The organism is Chitinophaga sp. (genome assembly GCF_019236475.1).
Classification (GTDB): domain Bacteria; phylum Bacteroidota; class Bacteroidia; order Chitinophagales; family Chitinophagaceae; genus Chitinophaga.
The window spans coordinates 1-18,490 of sequence record NZ_JAFAIX010000014.1 but is presented as its reverse complement, the minus strand read 5'-3'; the positions used below and the strand labels follow the sequence as shown (position 1 = coordinate 18,490).

Below are 18,490 nucleotides of genomic sequence, written 5' to 3'. Positions count from 1 at the left end.
TTTTAACTCATGGATGCTCCAGTTTCAATATTAAAGTCCAATCCGTTGCTTCCTGCTGAAGACTATAACGCGCTTCGCAGTCAGGGCATCAAGTATATAGAAGAGCTGTCCAGCGATATCTGGACCGATTATAACTTTTCCGATCCGGGCATTACCATCCTGGAAGCAGTATGTTATGCCATCACTGACCTGTCGTATCGTACGGGATTTGATATGGTGGATCTGCTGGCGCCAGAACAGTTGACGGATGATACCTGGAAGGAAATATTCTACACTGCTCAGGAAATCCTGCATAATTCACCACTTACGATCAATGACTACCGCAAATTTATCATCGATGTAACGGGCGTTAGAAATGCATGGATCACCCCTGCCAAAGAATATGAAGTGCCGATTTGGATTGATTATAATACTGTTTCCCTGGAAAAGCATAACTGTGGCTGCGATGACGTAGGTTATCGTCTGTGTTATGGTAAGTTGGGAACTGTGCAGGTAACGGAAGCACAGGTGAAAGAGAATCGGGTAGCGGCAACCGCTGACTTCAAAACCCAATACGCTGCCCTAGATAAAGAAAAAACACAACTGCAACAAACAGTTAAAGAGATGACCGATCAGTTGAACAATAACCCCGATATTGATCCGCTGACCAAAACTACCATGGAAAATACCATTCAGCAAGATAATCAACGTATCGCTGAAATCAATGTGATAGAAGGATTCCTGGATACTGCCATGAAATTTCTCTCCCCGAATAATCCTATAATCCCTCCTAAAATAGTGGAACTGGAAGGATTGTATAAGGTAATGATCGAATACGAAGAAGATATTTTGGCAGATGATCAACGGGAAGAGGTAAGGCAACAAGTGGAAGACAAGTTGCTGAAACATCGCAATTTGTGTGAAGACTTCCTTTCCATAGATGCAGTAGAGTATGAGGAGGTCGGTTTGATTGCCGCCATAGAGCTGGAAGAAAATGCAGACCCCGACCAGGTGGTAGCCCAATTATTTTTTACAGTCTATAAATATTTTACACCTTCTATTCCTTTTTATACCATTCAGCAAATGCAAGCGAAAGGCTTCCTGATTGATGAAATCTTTGAAGGACCTGCCTTGCAACATGGCTTTATCGATGATGCCGACCTGGAGAAAACCGCGTTGTATAGGGATATCCGGCTATCGGATATTGTGAATGAGGTGTCTGAAATCCCAGGGATCAAAGCCATCACTTATCTGCATTTACCAGCGGATAATAAATCTGGCGTGGATTACCTTCAGTATTTCAATGAATGGGTGGACCAACTAGGCGCTGCCCGTAAAATTGCCCGGGTGAAAACGGCTTTATCTACAGTGATTGCTTGTAAGGAAAGGGATATGATCACCTATAACACCGGCAAATCATCGGATCGTAACCCCGATCGCATGAATAAATTGTTTGAAGATGTGAAGAAGCTGGAAAGAAAATATAAACTGGAAGGTTTACAGGTAGATTTTAAAATTCCCAGCGGAGAATACATGAACCTGGAAGATTACTACCCAGTAACCTATGAGTTGCCGCAATGCTATGGTGTAAGCGATAAGGCTGGATTGCCCTCATCGGCAGATACAAAACGACATATACAAGCCTTACAACTAAGAGGATATATGCTGTTTTTTGAACAACTGATGAAAGAGCATCTCATACAGTTGAATCACCTGCGAGATCTCTTTTCCTTCGATGACAGTATTCCGCATACGTATTTTACCGGTGTGATTACGGAATTACAACAGTTGTCCGACTTGCTGCTCAATCCGAATAATATACCAGCAGATCAGACGGACGCCATCGTGGCTGACTTTGGGAAAATGCTGCAACAGATAACCGAGTCTCCTGAAACATTTCTCACACGCCGCAATATCTTCTTCAACCACCTGCTGGCAAGATTTGCAGAAGATATGAGCGAGTATGAATCCCTCAGCCAATGGCTGACGCCTAATAACGTGCAGCAAAAGATGATCCGCGATAAAAGTAATATGCTGAAGAATAAAGAGTATATCAAAATCAGCAGTAATCGTGGTAAAGGTTACAACTATACGAAAACTACGATATGGGATACACGAAATGTATCGGGAGCAGAAAGGAGAGTAGGCCGACTGCTTGGTTTCACGGATATCACCCGCCGTTCGCTGACACCAAATATGCTCACGGTGGAACCGAGTATGGTGCAGGATGACAAAACGAAGCAAATGGTATGGGAGGTGAATAAAAGTAACCACCATCTTAATATCATAAAACTGGTGGACCCAGATCAGAACAATAAAGTGCTCCTGACCAGTGTGAGAGTAGTAGATGGTTGTTGTACAGATGCGTTATTGCAAGACATCATTTCCAATGCGGATATACGCCTTCACTATGATTTTCACGATGATCTGAAGTTGCGCAGTCGCAAAACAGCCGGCCAGTTGGGATCTTTCTGGTTTGAGCTGTATGACGGCCCCAACTTTAACAATGCAGTACTCCTCGCTACCAGCGACAGATACGATACTACGGATGAAAGAGATAAGGTGTACAATCGTATCCAAGAACTCATGCAGCAAATAAATGATAATGAAGGTATGCACCTGGTGGAACACGTCCTTCTCCGCCCTAGGCTCGACATTCAAATGTCGGACAGTACGCCACCAGTACAGGATGCCGTTGGTTTGCTGGATATCTGTCTGACTCCTTGCGATCTGGGAATCGGTAATAACGAAAATACCCAAGAACCCAAATATTGGAAGAAAATTACCCGTATACCAGCAGAGAAATGTTACGATAACATGCCTTGGATACTGGAGTATTTCCGCTATCGACTCAACAAGGTGACCAATGTAGAAGAGCCACTATCTGTGCTCTTCCAGGAAACCTATCCTGATGGTAAACTTCCGCAGATGCTGAAGTTTAGATCCTATCAGTTGATAACCCAACGCATCCAGCAGTTACAGGAATTTGGTTCCGAAAGGATGAACTATATCATTGATGATAACGGGAAAGATGGGTCTACTGGTGTAAAGTACCGTTTCACGATATACAATAATAAGAAGCAAATCCTGGCTCGGAGTGCTTTTATGTATAATAAGAAAACACAATTGCAACAGCAACAGGGAACCACCATAGACGATGATATTGAAGATGAAATCCAGGGACTGATGACCTATTTCAGTTACCTGATGGATTGGTATTGTCAGGCGAACCCTTGTGATAATGATGAAGATCCGTATTCCTTCAGAACAACGGTAATCCTACCTTGTTGGCCGAAAAGATTCCGTGACCAAACGTACCGGAATTTCGTGGAAAAGACTATCCAGACAGAGTTTCCAGCGCATGTAATGCCACGCATTGAATGGGTGGGCATTGGTCAAATGCAGCGTTTTGAAAAAGTGTATAAAGATTGGCTCCTGGAAATCGCGCAAACAGAAATGCCTGGTTATGAGAAAACAGACCCACTTGTGGATGAACTGAATCATATCATTCCTTGTGGTTCCTGTGAGGATGAATGTAGTCATGATTAAAAAGGTATGCCATGAACACGCATATTGTCAACAGACTGGAATTTGAAATTAGTTGTAACGACGAGATACAGGCACTCAACCTACGTCATAACTTCGCTGCAACCATCCAGGAACTACTGGAGGAGGCGTTGGAACGGGTATTTTCAAAATATGCTGGGGAGGATACCATCTTTTATTTGGATAAGCTGGAACTGGATTTAGGAACCATGAGTACCATGGGTTTCCAGACTAGCTTACAACAAGTACTGGAATATAAACTGGAAGAGGCGCTTCGAGGGAAACTGCAACCCGTAGGAGGGACCGGAAATGAGGAAACCTTTATGCAGCATGGTACGCCATTGAGTATGCTGCGTTTCTTTCTTTTAAAAGGACGGTTGCCTTGGTACGCTGGGCAGTCGGTACAGGATCTGAATCAACTGGCGCAACAGGTATGGAAAACGGAGGCCACTGCTTTTGCAAATTGGTTGTTGTCTGCCAACATTCCTGCCGCTGTTTGGCAAAGAATTGAATGGCAGTTCAGCGAGGAGGTACAGCAATTGTTTGTGCAACAACTTCCTCCATTACAGGCAATGACTGGCAGGGTAACTGCGCATCTTCATAATAAATTCATTCAGTTGGGTAATAAATATCCGATCAGCGCCTGGCAAGAACTGTACGATTGGCTAAATAGTCCCTCCATACCGATGTTGAAACCAGTGCTAGCGCATGCTATGGCCATCATCGCTGGCAATAATGATCGGGGTTTGATGGCAACGATGGTGCAGGAATTACAGCAATCAGGTACTTTGCCTGTACTTACAGATCCTGCCATTACAGCATCCACAGTATTAACAGATTTAGTGGCGGATGATAAGTTTAGTTTTGTATTTTCAGGACAAAACCAAACAACGGATATAATGAACCCCTACCTATCAAATGAAGAAAATAACACGGAGAAAATCCCAATTGATAACGCAGGAGTGGTATTGATAGCCCCATTCCTACAACGATTTTTTACCGTCCTGACACTATGGGATGAAAAAAATAAAAATTGGACCTCGGCAGATGCAGTATTCAAAGCCGTTTGCCTGGTACATTACCTTTCAACAGGAGAAACGACCGCTCCGGAACCACAACTAGTATTGGAAAAAGCACTATGTGGCTTGCGTTTGGAGGCGCCATTCCCTCCTGCACCCACGCTTACGGAAGCTGACCTGAAAGAAGCAGACTCCTTATTGACAGCAGTAATAAATTACTGGACAGCGATAAAGAATACATCAATAGAGGGGCTGCGTAATAGTTTCTTAATGCGGGAGGGATTATTATCCCGCACGGAACAGGGATGGAAATTACAGGTACAAAGAAAAACAATAGATGTTTTGGTAGACATGATCCCCTGGGGCTTCAGTACGCTCAGCTTTCCATGGAGTCAGGACCTGATGGTGATTGAATGGTAACATAACAACAATTTCCCGCTATGGATATACAACAAGAAATAGTAAAGGTGGCAGAAAATGCCTACTGCCTGAACCTGGAGATGGACTGGTTTATGGAGGTAGTAAATGCCCGGCTGCAACATTATTTTGAAGCCCTTCCCGAAGAAAATGGGAATGGAAATACACTGACTTCTACGAATGGAATCAATCCTGATACCATTCCTGCACCGGATCTAAGTAATGATGGGTCGGTGTATGCACAGTTTGTGAACCATTACAAGTTTACAAGAGAAGAGCGTCTGCTGCTGGTACTGACCATCATTCCGCATATACAGCCACAGTTATTGGATGTATTCTTCTCCACGAATAAAAATATCGGGAGAGGATTTACGGAGTTTGGCGGCATTAAGGGAACGCGCCACAGTGGCTTTATTCCAACTATTGAAACTGCCTTGTTTATCATGGGTGGAACTGATCTGGCCTTGCGTTTTATGTTGTCTGCGTTCTTTGAACCAGAACATGTTTTTTATGCGCATAACATCCTGAGCATTGACACCACTGCCGGAGAACCTTTTCCTAGCAGTGTTATCAGTCTTTCCCATGAATATGTTGATTTCTTCACCCAAGGCAAGCTTACGAAACCACAGTTCAGTACGGATTTCCCTGCGCGGAGACTCACTACCAGTCTTGAATGGATAGATTTGGTAGTAGATGAGTTTACCGCGAAGCAGTTGGATGAACTTCGTATATGGTTGCAGCATGGTCAGGCATTGTACCAGGATTGGGGGATGAGTCGTACCCTGAAACCAGGGTATAAGGCCTTGTTCTTTGGTCCTCCTGGAACCGGTAAAACCTTGACAGCGGCACTTTTGGGCAAGATGTATGGATTGGACGTTTACCGGATAGACTTGTCTATGGTAGTGTCGAAGTATATAGGAGAAACGGAGAAAAACCTGGAAAAGGTTTTTACGAGAGCAGAGAATAAAAATTGGATACTTTTCTTTGATGAAGCGGACGCCTTGTTTGGCAAACGTACGAATGTTTCAGATGCGCATGACCGTTATGCCAACCAGGAAATTTCTTATTTGTTACAGCGACTGGAAGATTATCCGGGGCTAGTGATCCTCGCTTCCAATATGCGAAACAATATGGATGAAGCTTTTGTAAGAAGATTACAGGCGATAATTCATTTTCCGAAACCGCAGCCGAGAGAACGTTTGCGCTTATGGAATGGTGCTTTCAGCAAATCGTCTGTGCCGCCGCCTGTTTCGGCAATGGAAAAAATTGCGCAGCAGTATGAATTGTCTGGAGGGTCTATCATCAATGTGGTGCAATATGCATCCTTGATGGCTTTGAACCGCAGTAGGAGTGAGATCTCCACGGAAGACCTGGTGGAAGGGATCAGGAAAGAGTTTAGAAAAGAAGGTAAAACACTTTAAAATGCCGTTATGTCTGAACATGCAAATGCCACTAAATCGTCGCACGAAAGTGTTCCTGCAGCAGAAGCCGTAGCCGCTAGTCAGTCTGCCATGCAGCTCAAGCAGGAGGCTTCCTTTTCGGCTGTTCGGATGCCTATTCAGTTCAAGCTGAGTTTGGGTGCAGTGGATGATCCGCAGGAAGCTGAAGCGGATGCCATGGCTGATAAGGTGATGAATATGCAGGTGCCCGCAGCGGCACCCATAAGCGCGTCTCCTGTTACAGCTCCTGTGCAGCGTAAATGCGCTGCCTGTGAGCAACCTGCACAGGTAGGTTCTGCATTGATCCTGCGCAAGTGCGCGCAGTGTGAAGAAGAAAAACTGCATAGATCCCCTGAGCCAAGTATAGTGCAACGTAAATGCGCTCATTGTGAAGATGAGGAGAAGAAAGGGAAGTTGCAGATGAAGCCACTAGCTGCTGTCATCAGGCGTAGTGGTGCCGGCGAGGCAACGTCCACGGTGAGTAGCGAAGTGAGTGCTGGCATCGGGGCTACGAGAGGGCAGGGCAGTGGCATGTCGGACAATACAAAGCATTTTATGGAGAGTCGCTTTGGAGCAGACTTTTCCGATGTTAGAATACATACCGGCGACTATGCCGCCAATTTGTCGAGAGATCTGAATGCACAAGCATTTACGGTAGGAAATGATATTTACTTTAACAATGGAAAATATAGTCCAGAAACGGATGGTGGTCGCAGATTACTGGCACATGAGCTGACGCATACACTACAACAAGGCGCTAGCGGACCGGATGCCAGACGGAAGCCTGGCAGTCTCCCTATATCCAGCCCCGTTATCCGTCGTGCGCCAGACAAGTCGTCCGGTACTACAGACGGTCCTGTAAAGTATAATAGCTGGCGAGAGGGCAATGCCACCATTACCAGGAATATTACCCGTAAGTCGAAACGTTGTCAATGCGCCGGAACCAGTAATCCATTGACAGGATGGTTCTATAATCCTGATTTGCGTAATCTGGCATTGGTATTCAGTTATTGTAAAGGCAGCACTCGCGTCGATGCCTATACGAAATTGAAGGATAATATTCCGGAAGTAATAGTAAGTGGAAAGAAGGTCCAGACAACGGGTGCTGTAGGAGCTACGGTGACTTTCCCTATAGGAAAGGAAACGGCACAAGTCACAGCGGAAGCTAAGGGAACGAACGTTGGTGCCGGCACAGGTCCGGGGGCCATTCCAAGTGGAGTCCCAGGAGCGGGCTTCCACCTGGATGTGAATCTGGGATTGGGGAGAATAGGTAAGCAGCCTTTTCGCTTAGATACGCAGTTGGATTATACGCACTTTTGGAATATTCCTAACGTGAAAAATCCAAATTTGTGGGATTTCAAATTAGGGGCACAAGTAGGAGATAATTCTATTTTCGGTAATATCAATCAGACGGGGGATTTGCCAAGGAGTTATAATCTGATGTATGAACTTAGATTTGGGAAAATAAAAACACCCCAAAAGCCGGATTGTGTAAATGGTTATTGTATTTGCCCGCCACCGATTGTAGAATATATCTGCGAGGATACCAAGCAGGAAGATGATACGCAGCCTAAGACACCGGACCCTGCTCCGCCAGAGGATTTTCTGCACTATTTTAAGTATTTCACCACCGATGAACCGGATGATGCAGAACTGCAAGCGCAGAATAAAACGAATCTGGACGCTGTACAGAATAAAGTGAAGGACGGATATTCCGTTCAGTATGTGCGTGGATATGCGTCTCCAGAAGGGAAGGAGAAAGAAATAAATGAGAAGCTAGGGGAAGACAGAGGTAAGAAATTCCAGGGTATGGTCACGAAGGCATTATCCCTCGATACGCCGGTGCCATTGTCAAAAGGAACAGGAGAATTGCTGGGATTTGCTCTGAATAACAATCCTGACAGTCATTTGGTAGATGTAATAAAAGAATATGGGGTACAGTCGGCCCAAGATCTGAGTACCCATTTACAAGGAAAAGAATTTGGTACGAATAAGGATCTTACTCGCGAGTTCCTACAGTTATTCAAGACCGTCACAAAGCCGGAGGATCGGTTACGTATTTTCGGGCTCAGTACCGGTACCAAATTGGGGCAGCGTGTATTGACAGCCATTGATGCCTTTGTAGCGTCTGAAGGGCAAGGAGAGAGGCCCTGGGAGGCATTCTTCCAGATGTATCGTATTGCACTGGTGCGATTGCAGAAACCAACACCGCCGGCAGGTAAGCCAGAACATCATGCTGCCACCAAAGAAAAAGTGGCTGCCGATAAATGCAAGGAATCAGGTTTGGATGCGGAAAGTAAGAACCTGTTTGGCAAGCCTCCTGCACCTACTGGCGATGAAAGCCAGGTAGCAAGTGAATGTAATAATGATAATAGAACCGAAGGCTGTGATTATAGTACGCCACCGGATCCGGTAGACAAAAAGATATTACCGCCGCCTGACGGGGCGCCAAAACAAATTAAATAAGATCGGGAATCAGCCGATAACAATCAGTGGAACATTGGTTTTATAGGCCAGTTCTTTAGTAACGCTTTTGTGAAAGATATCTTCCAGGAAACTGTATTTGCCGGGTAATGCCAGCAGCATGTCGGTGGATTCTTTCTCCGCGAAGTGCAGGATATCAGACGCCGTTTTATGATGTCGGGCGGTATGATAGGAGATATCATGTAAATGGAGGAGCTTTTCAATTTCCTGTTTAACAGCAGGAGAATCGACATCTTCTCCAACATAGAGCACATCCAGGTGGGCGCCGAGTTTAGTAACGAGTTGCTCGATGGCGTTGCTTTGTCTGCTTAATAATGGTTGTTTCTTATTATAAGCAAAGAGGATTTTGTTTTGTGGCTTCCAGGTGGCAACATGCGGAATAATAATTACAGGAATAGTAATATGCTGTGTTACCGAAAGCGTATTACTGCCTACGATCGCCTTTTGCAGGCCACTTCTCCCAGTGATTCCCATTATCACCATATTGATACCTCTGATATCAATGATTTGCTGCATACCTTCCAGGAGGGGAAGTATATCCGTTTCACAATTGATGGTGGTGGTTCGTGGAGTGATGTCGGCCAGCTCTTCTTTTATTCTTTTTAATTCTTCCATCACACGTTCTTTGAAAGCAGGAGTATCTTCTGGCATGACGGGCATTGGAATACCGGACATATGCAATACACTGTAGGAATGGTACAATGTAATATCAGCTTTTGGGAATCGGGCAGACATGGCTACAGCGTATTTTGCTGCATTAAACGCATTTTCAGAAAAATCGGTAGGGACGAGTACTTTCATTATCGATAAAGTTGGTTGTCAGATAATATAGCGCCTGCTGCCTGGTGCAGGCGCCGGAGGTTACAACAGATGTGTTGCAGTTCTAAAATCTTGTTACAAGCGCGATGCCTTTGAATTCATTCAGCGCGCCTTCATCCACGAAAACAACTTTCCCACTTTTGGAGAGGATGTTTTCAATGATAGGCAGCAGTACATCATAGGAGAGGTCTTTATTGCCTGTATCATCCGGATGTAAGGAGATAGTACCATCATGGATAGTGCCTGGCTGAAAGTAGGTGCTTTCCACAAAAAGTGTATCCGCACTACCGTCAACGGATGAACGATAAATATCGCTGAGGTCAACCAGCAAACGTTGTTGGGATTGGGCATCGGCAATGGTTTGTTGCACTTCCTCCGCCTTCTTCTCCTTCATTTGTTTAAGCACAGGACTAATCTGTCTGGGGATTTCATGGTCTGGCGTGTCGTCGAAACTACCATTCACCGTACCAATTACAATCCCTTTGATATCCATTTGTTCCTGGTAGAAGGACAACATTTTTGTATCACCCATGAGTACAACAGGTAATGGATTCTCGTTATAATATTTCTTAAATCTTTTGTCGGCGACGTTGAAAAATTCCTTGATAAGGTCATCTACTACTGCGTCATGTTTGAGTTTCATGGGATCCGTAGTATAGTAGATTGTATTTTCAAATGGAAAATCGTTGTTTTGAATTTCCTGGATAAGCGTTTCATTATCTGCTTCCAGCAGACGGATCTTTTGTCGGCTGACAGAAATAGCGTAATAGTGCGTTACCTCTTGGAGCGCTTTGAGCAATGGTCTGATTTCAAAACGTTTTCCTATGATGATACGATCTGTGGTACTAACGGGGAGATTGTAGACTCTTCCGAAGTTCTCAGAAGCATAGAGGACAAGGCTGTCCAGGTTATACCTGTGATCAATACCTGTTTCCAGTTCTTTTATTTTCTCCAGGATGGGCCATACAGCGCGTTTATCATACAGCTCGTACAGTTGTTTTTCAGCGGCAGTTACCAGGTTTTTGAGGTTGATACTGTCTCGTTTGTTGTCCGGGAAAGTCCGATGGGTAGAGATGAGAACAGTAACAGCTGGTTCACCGCGAAGCTGACTCACTTGAATAACATCTTGTTCTTGCATAGCTATTCGCTTTTGGTGGTTTAACAAAGCTAAAAGCTTTATGGTTCACCAAAAATGAGCATCGTCAGGGATGAAACTGACAAATATCATGTCATGCTGACTGTATCGTTGCTATGCCTTTTGTAGTAAGATATGGGTAGAACATATTGCCAACTAGTTTGACATAATGTTTGATGGCTTTTTGTCCTTTGAGATGGAGTTGGATCTCATTGTGTGGCATCCAGAAGTTACCCACGATAAAGATTTGCGTAACGAGATCTTTCCATACTTCCTCGGGGATATCTGTTCGGAGGATACCTGTTTCCTGGTAATTATTGAAGAGTCGGATAAACTGGTGTTCTCTGTTACTTTCAATAGCGTTATAGCGTTTTTTAATTTCAGGTACGCGTTGGGTGGTGGCTACAAAGTGAAGGAAGAAGAAGCGGTATTGATAGAGTATAGAGAAGAGGTGTTCCGTATCAGCAAGGAATTGGGCGAAAGTAGGAATAGCAGGATTTTCTGCTTGTGCCATGCCTTTATCCATTGCCTCGGCAAGTTGATTAAATAATGCAAGGATAATTTCTTCCGTGTTTTTATAATGATATTGGAGGTTGCCGTGACTGATATTTATTTCTTTGGCAATATGGCGGATGGTTACCACATCTGTGCCTTGTTCATTATATAGGTGCAAGGCAGCAGCCAGAATTCTCTCTTTGGTAGTCAGTTTCTCCGATGTACTCATGTCTATTTATAGATTAGGGCAAATGTACTATTTTTTAATAACATTGTTTGTATGGTATTAATTTGATATATTTACTCATAATTCATTAATTTTATGCCGATTACTTATTATTTCCACTTGTAACAGGTATTGCTGTTATGACTGGAGTGGTAAAGTGTTGAATATCCATATCCCTATGAGGTGTATCCTGTTTCTGATTTTTGCTTTGCAGACGTTAACTGTTTGTGGCCAGGTGGCCCCGTCGACTGCATCCGCGAAAAAACCTGAAACGGAGTTTCAGATGAAGGAGGGGAGTTACTTGGGGTTTGCGCAAGTGAATCTGAGTTTAGGGGAGATTGGATTTAAGGTAGAGGTAACCAAGACGACGAAGGATAAGGGCTCCAGGTTAGAATTTAGGATAGACGAGCCCAAGGGGAAAATCATTGGCACATTAGATATACCATACACAGGAGATACCACCTATGCGTTGAAGATGGTGGGGAATCTGCGTCATGCACAAGGGGTGCATGATTTGTTTCTTGTAGCCCGAGGGGCATCTGCGTTTAGTATTACCTCTTTCTCATTTATCTGGAATTATTGATCTGCTGGGTAATTCAAAATTTTTTTTAAGTTATTTTTTGCTGCTGACATACTGTTGTCACATCACTTGCTGATTTTTGTATTGTAATCCACATTCACTAGCAAAAACCTTATTATTATGTCTACAGCAACATTGAATGCACTTGCAATTCTCACTCCTGAAGAAATATTAAAACATTGGCAGGGCCATCGCGGATTAACGCGTCGTGTGATTGAAGCTTTTCCTGAGAAAGAATTATTTGAATTTTCCATTGGTGGTATGCGTCCATTTTCGCAACTGGCATTGGAAGCAGTAGGTATTGCGACTGGTATCGATGGTATGGCCTATGGTAAATGGACCCCATTTGAAGAACTGGAAGCAAAAGGCCACACTATTAAAACAAAAGAGCAGTTGCTGGCTTATTGGGATGAAGTGACTGAAAAAATCAATGCCGAGTGGCCTGCTATGACACCAGAGCGTTTCAGAGTAACTGAGAATTCTTGGGGTTTCTTTGAAGGGCCAGTAATCGACATACTGCTGTACTTCATCGACAATGAAATTCATCATCGTGGACAGGGTTATGTATACCTGAGAGCTTTAGGTATCGAACCTCCTAAGTTCTACGAACGTTAATCGTTACTCCTTCAGTTTCAGTCACTCGTAACCGGGTGACTGAAATTTTATTTTAAAAAAGATTTGGCAGATTAAAATCTATTCCTATCTTTGCCGTCCTGAAACACAAAATCAGTTGCCCAGATGGCGAAATTGGTAGACGCACTGTGTTCAGGTCGCAGCGCCTGCAAGGGTGTGCTGGTTCGAATCCAGTTCTGGGCACTAAAATAGGAAAGGTCGGAGATTTCTCCGACCTTTCCTATTTTAAGTACTTCCAAATCTTTTACTGGTAAGGCTATCAGCTCCAGTATAGGGTTCGGTTCCATGGTTCGATAATTCATAAAATACTATACCATGCTTATTCTCATCGCCATTAACACCATCATTTTCCTCTTCCTTTCTGGTCTCCACGTTTATTGGGCATTCGGCGGTACTTGGGGTTTTGCTGCTGCAATGCCTACTACTCCCGATGGCGAAAGTACTATAGATGCCGGGAAATTAGCTACGCTTATCGTAGCCTTCGGGCTGCTGTTATTTGCCCTCGTTACATGGGGCAACAGTGGTTACTTTAATCAAATGGTTTCAATGAAGCTTATTCATATAGGAAGTATCATCATTGGCGCTATATTTCTTATTCGTGCAATTGGAGATTTCCGATATGTAGGCTTCTTTAAGAAAATGAAAGGTACTCTCTTCGCAACACAGGATACCCGTATTTATTCGCCGCTGTGCTTATGCATTGCTATAATGGAGTTCTGTATGGTGTTGATCTAAATGCCGCTATATATATCAGCCCCGCCACTTTGGGAAGCTAGCTAGCTCCTGTTATAACAGCTTCGTTATTGGAATGGACTACCAGCAATACAGAACCTTCCTGCGCTTTTATCATCCTTCTTGTCTGTTCTATATCATTGGGTAGGGGAAGGAGTTGAGCAGGGATAGTAAGAACGGATTTGTGATTTTATACGTTCCTACATCAAGGAGATATTATGGTTGCAGTTGTATTAATACGATCAAATTCGTATCCGGGCCTGCCATCTGGCCATCGTTCCTCTTTCCTTCATACTATACCAGCAGGGCTTGGGCTTCGGTGATGCTCTGATTTACGGTTTCTCTGCTGCGGGCCATCTGCATGGCGGCTTTGGTGCGCCTTACTCACGTGTGTAGTATTATCGCCACACTAAAATGCAAAAAACACTACAACACTACTTGCCTGCGCCCTATATATTTGGGGCTATACTTATTGGTAAACCAATCCTGTTAGAGAGTATATTCCTAACGTGTCAATGAAAACCATTTTTACTGTAACTGCATTGCATACTGTTTATACCTGTTGGTGAACATTTCCTTAAAAATATGGGGTCCTGGTAGTAAAGCCCTCCCCCCAGACCAATCACATATCATGAGAAAATTTGTACTGTCGTGTCTTTTTATGATTGTTTCCCTTTCCCTTCGGGCAGCCGATTATTATTGGGTAGGTGGCGCTGGCGCCTGGGATGATCTGAACCATTGGGCCACTACATCTGGTGGTACCAGCAAGAGATCAGTTGTGCCAAGTTCTGGTGATGACGTATTTTTTGATGTAAACAGTGGCCTTGCAAACGGCAACATCGTCACATTGCCGGCTTCAGGCGCTGCTTATTGCCATAATATATCCTGGTTAGGAGTAACAACTACGGCTTCTTTCAGAAACAATGGGAGCTCCAGACTGTATGTATATGGAAATGTGGAGTTAGCTGCATTAGTGACTTATGGTATTACGATCGAATTTGCCGGAGGGGGTGTGGCTACCTATAAAATCAATGGAGCAAACAAAGTTGCAGCCGGGTGGTATAACTCGTTTGCTGTCAACAAACCAAATGGTACTGTAAAATTACTGGATAATATTCCTCTTAATTTCGGAGTTGATAATATTACATTGACGTCTGGCATGGTGGATTTATCAGGCGGTAATCATGTCTTCACACATCTTTACGGTAATACCGGTGGTTTAGTCAGGGGGGTGAATATCACAGGCGCCACGATTACGATGGCTGGTGCCTGGGATTTACAAGGGCCTAATGTTACAGTAATAGGAGATAATTCCTATATCAGCGCACAGTTGTTCCATTCAGCCAGTGGATATTATCCCAAAGTGGATGTTACTGCAGCAAACAGTGGGGCCATGAAGATTTATAACACTGGGTTCGGTGCATTGACTTTTACCAGTGCTGCTGCACAGTCGGGAGCATCAGTTGTTCTTCAGGGAAATACGATCAGGCGGCTGGAATTTAAAGGAGCAGGTACCCTTGGGAATGCCAATAACACGATTGATACACTCATCATGGCGCCGGGGAAAGTGCTTCAGGTTTATGGCGCCCAAACAATCAATAAGTTTTTACAGATGAAAACGCCAGATTGTAGTGGGCTGAACCAGATACAGGGAAAGGACATCTTCGCCAAACTAAATTTTAGTACCGGTGCTGCTGTGGATCTATATAACGTTTATGTGGGTAGCATGATTGCGACAGGAAGTATTACACCGCTTACTTTCCAGGGTATCGATGGAGGTGGTAATACTGGTTTTAATATTCAGCCTCCAGGCAGTGGCATTACCCTCTATTGGGTAGGTGGTGCTGGAGACTGGAATGATATAAATCACTGGAGTACTACCAGTGGAGGCCCGGGAGGCGCATGTTTACCACTGACGGCAGATGATGTGGTTTTTGATAGCAACAGCGGGTTTGCGCCGGGTAGTATAGTTACTACCACTACCAATGCCTGGTGTCATAATATGACATGGAGAAATATTACCGCACCGGTTACTTTCAATAAAAGCATTAGTTACAGCATGGAAGTTTGGGGCTCCCTGGTCATGCACCCTTCAGTGACTATGAACGCTGATCTGCTCATGAAAGGTCAGGAAGCTTCTACCCTCACTACCAATGGAAGTACACTGGGATTACTTAAACTTAATATCCTGAAAACAGGCCCTAATGGTGGTGTTACCCTGATAGATAACTTTACCAATATCCAGGCTACCGTAAAAGCTATCACTGGTAAACTGATAATGGCAAACCAGACACTGGATATTAATGAATTTGCAAGCATCGGTACCGCTATCAGGGCAGTTGACATTACCAATACAACTATTACTACACACTATATCTGGATTACAACTGATACTGCATGTACATGGGTCAATAATGGCGCCGGTTCTTTTATTACGTCTCAAGGTTATTTAATAGCAGCCGGTCTTACATATCCCAAAGTATACTGTACCAGTGACAAGGACTATTTCAGGATTTCGAGAGCAAATATCGGCGAACTGCAGTTTACGAATACCAGCCCAAGTTCCCTGGCAGGCATCGATAAGAACAACAACATCGGTACACTTGAATTTAAAGGAGCAGGTAATATCCGTAATGCAGGGAACAGCATTATGAGGTTGTTACTGGCTCCCTCTCGCAGATACAATTTCAGCGGAAGCAATACCATACAGGAACATCTTCGCCTGAACAGCCCTGATTGCGGAGTAATGGGTGAGATAAGGAGCAAAGATGCTAATCCTGCCATTTTACAATTCTCACCTGGAGTTACATTTAATCTGGCCAATGTTTATATACAGAACATGACCGCTACCGGCAGCGGAGTTCCATTGTCTGTGACAGGAGTAGATGCCGGTGGGAATTCTGGATTCAATATTACAACAACAGGAGGCAATAGCCGATATTGGGTAGGTGGATCAGGAGAGTGGAATGATCCATCCCATTGGTCTGCTACCAGCGGTGGGGCGGGTGGTGCCTGTGTACCTACTATTAAGGACGATGTATATTTTGATGCTAACAGTTTTACCAGTGGCAGCAGCAACGTTAAGATTGCCAGCGGTCAGGCCTATTGTCGTAATATGGACTGGACTGGCGCTTCGTTTAATCCCGTATTTGACCACGATGCTACTCTCACATTGGAAGTATGGGGCAACCTACAGATGAATCCTTCTGTGACGATGAACACGGTACTGACCTTCGAAGGAGCCTCCAATAATACGATTACTACTAATGGCAGTAATACTGGAAAATTCAGTATATATGTAGTTAAACCTGGTATCAGCAATGTATTACGGATAATGGACGACTTCTCTAATCCAAATACTCGTATCACCTTGAAAAGTGGAGGGCTCGATCTGAGTGGTATCAACGTGCAGGTAAATATTATAACTGATGATACCACTGCTCTCGCGACTAGTATGAATATCACCAATGCCAGGATTGCTACGAATTGGACTTATTTTGGTGCCAATAAAAACCTTCAGGCAAGTGGGTCCACTTTGACCGTACCTTATTTTATCGTGAATGGAGGGGCTTACAACCGAGTGGACGTTACAACTTATGTCGGTGGGCAAATGAATATCAGTAAGACGACTATTGAAGATTTGGTATTCAGTAATACCAATGCTACAACAGGTGCGTTCATTGGAGGGAACAATCAGATCAATCGGCTGGAATTTAAATCGAGGGGTACAATTGGTGGTCCCAGTAACACCATAGGGACACTCATTTTTACCCCTGGAAAGGTATATACATTCGCGGCAGGCAGCAATACGACCATCACCAACGACTGGTTTGGAAGTGGCACTCCATGTAACCTGACGGAGTTCATTAGCGCTAGCTCTACAGTTAATGCCACTATAACCAAAACTGGTAGTAATATCAGTTTTGATTATGTCCGTGTAAAGGGTATCACCGCTGCAGGTACTACGCCCTTTGCGGCAGGAGAACATAGCACAGATCAGGGAGGAAACGTGAAATGGGATTTTAAGCCTTATAATGGCAGTGCACCCATCTCAGGTTTAGGGCCAGACATTACACTATGTACAGAACAGTTCCCCTATATATTGAAAACAGATGGATTTTTTGCCTCACCTACTTCTCAGTATAAATGGAATGATGGCAGTGCAAATAGTACGCTTACGGCTACCAAAGGAGGAACCTATAGCGTGCAGGTAAGTTTTTCGGACGGATGTACTGTATCAGGCCAGATTGTTATTACAGAAATCAAGCTGGCAGTAGCACCTATCACAGGTACGACTAATATTTGCGTTGGTTCTACAACCACGTTAGGTAATACTACCGCTGGTGGTACCTGGAGTAGCAGCGATGCTACTATTGCAACGATTGATGCCAATGGAATAGTTACCGGAGTTTCTACCGGTACGGCCACCATTACTTATGAAGTAACGAATGCTAATGGCTGTAAAGCACAGCAAACAGCTACCGTTACCGTGAACGCGCTGCCGGTAGTATCACCAATCACAGGTACAACCAGTATCTGTATGGGTGTTGCTACCACCTTAAGCAATACAACTCCTGGGGGAGTATGGAGCAGCGGCAATACTGCTGTAGCAACTGTAGATGCTAACAGTGGCCTGGTAACAGGTGTTACCGCTGGTACGGCCACCATTACATATGAAGTAACAAATGCTAACGGCTGTAAAGCACAGCAAACAGCCCCTGTAACCGTGAATGCACTGCCGGTAGTATCACCAATTACAGGTACAACCAATATTTGTACGGGTACTGCTACTACCTTAAGCAATACAACTTCTGGCGGTGTATGGAGCAGTAGCAACACTGCAGTAGCAACTGTAGATGCTAACAGTGGCCTGGTAACAGGTGTTACCGCTGGTACGGCCACCATTACATATGAAGTAACAAATGCTAACGGCTGTAAAGCACAGCAAACAGCCCCTGTAACCGTGAATGCACTGCCGGTAGTATC

Annotated in this window: 11 protein-coding genes and 1 tRNA gene; 9 read left to right on the top strand and 3 right to left on the bottom strand. The window is 44.2% G+C overall.

Annotated features, from left to right (window positions below):
• The first annotated feature begins 9 nt into the window (after positions 1-9).
• From JO154_RS25360 to JO154_RS25345, 4 genes are read left to right on the top strand one after another with little or no spacing between them, the layout of a single operon-like run.
• Positions 10-3,528, top strand: coding sequence for a hypothetical protein (locus JO154_RS25360; RefSeq protein ID WP_291951664.1), 3,519 nt, complete (start codon positions 10-12; stop codon positions 3,526-3,528).
• An 11-nt stretch (positions 3,529-3,539) separates the two neighbouring features.
• Positions 3,540-4,964 carry a contractile injection system tape measure protein gene (locus JO154_RS25355; RefSeq protein WP_291951661.1) on the top strand — a complete coding sequence of 475 codons (1,425 nt, stop codon included), beginning with the start codon at positions 3,540-3,542 and terminating at the stop codon, positions 4,962-4,964.
• 20 nt (positions 4,965-4,984) lie between these two features.
• On the top strand, positions 4,985-6,382 hold the full coding sequence (locus JO154_RS25350) for an ATP-binding protein (RefSeq protein ID WP_291951658.1): 1,398 nt from the start codon (positions 4,985-4,987) through the stop codon (positions 6,380-6,382).
• A gap of 9 nt (positions 6,383-6,391) precedes the next feature.
• On the top strand, positions 6,392-8,866 hold the full coding sequence (locus JO154_RS25345; protein ID WP_291951655.1) for a DUF4157 domain-containing protein: 2,475 nt from the start codon (positions 6,392-6,394) through the stop codon (positions 8,864-8,866).
• Between the two features lie 9 nt (positions 8,867-8,875).
• On the opposite strand, the gene JO154_RS25340 is transcribed toward JO154_RS25345, so the two are convergent.
• The 3 genes from JO154_RS25340 to JO154_RS25330 form a co-directional block, all read right to left on the bottom strand.
• Complete coding sequence (locus JO154_RS25340) at positions 8,876-9,685, bottom strand: universal stress protein (protein WP_291951652.1); 810 nt, start codon at positions 9,683-9,685, stop codon at positions 8,876-8,878.
• An 82-nt stretch (positions 9,686-9,767) separates the two neighbouring features.
• Entirely contained in the window at positions 9,768-10,841 is a 1,074-nt protein-coding gene (locus tag JO154_RS25335; RefSeq protein ID WP_291951649.1) for a hypothetical protein, read from the bottom strand.
• 91 nt (positions 10,842-10,932) lie between these two features.
• Positions 10,933-11,562: a TetR/AcrR family transcriptional regulator gene (locus tag JO154_RS25330; protein WP_291951646.1), complete on the bottom strand. Its 630-nt coding sequence runs from the start codon at positions 11,560-11,562 to the stop codon at positions 10,933-10,935.
• A 175-nt stretch (positions 11,563-11,737) separates the two neighbouring features.
• Between JO154_RS25330 and JO154_RS25325 the strand changes: the two genes are divergently transcribed.
• The 5 genes from JO154_RS25325 to JO154_RS25305 all read left to right on the top strand — a co-directional run.
• Positions 11,738-12,142, top strand: coding sequence for a carbohydrate-binding protein (locus JO154_RS25325; RefSeq protein ID WP_291951643.1), 405 nt, complete (start codon positions 11,738-11,740; stop codon positions 12,140-12,142).
• A 117-nt stretch (positions 12,143-12,259) separates the two neighbouring features.
• Positions 12,260-12,754, top strand: coding sequence for a DinB family protein (locus tag JO154_RS25320; RefSeq protein ID WP_291951641.1), 495 nt, complete (start codon positions 12,260-12,262; stop codon positions 12,752-12,754).
• Between the two features lie 117 nt (positions 12,755-12,871).
• A tRNA-Leu gene (locus tag JO154_RS25315) sits at positions 12,872-12,955 on the top strand.
• A gap of 132 nt (positions 12,956-13,087) precedes the next feature.
• Complete coding sequence (locus JO154_RS25310; protein WP_291951638.1) at positions 13,088-13,507, top strand: DUF3995 domain-containing protein; 420 nt, start codon at positions 13,088-13,090, stop codon at positions 13,505-13,507.
• A 628-nt stretch (positions 13,508-14,135) separates the two neighbouring features.
• Positions 14,136-18,490 (top strand): Ig-like domain-containing protein (locus JO154_RS25305; RefSeq protein WP_291951636.1); only part of this gene is annotated, 4,355 nt, incomplete at its 3' end.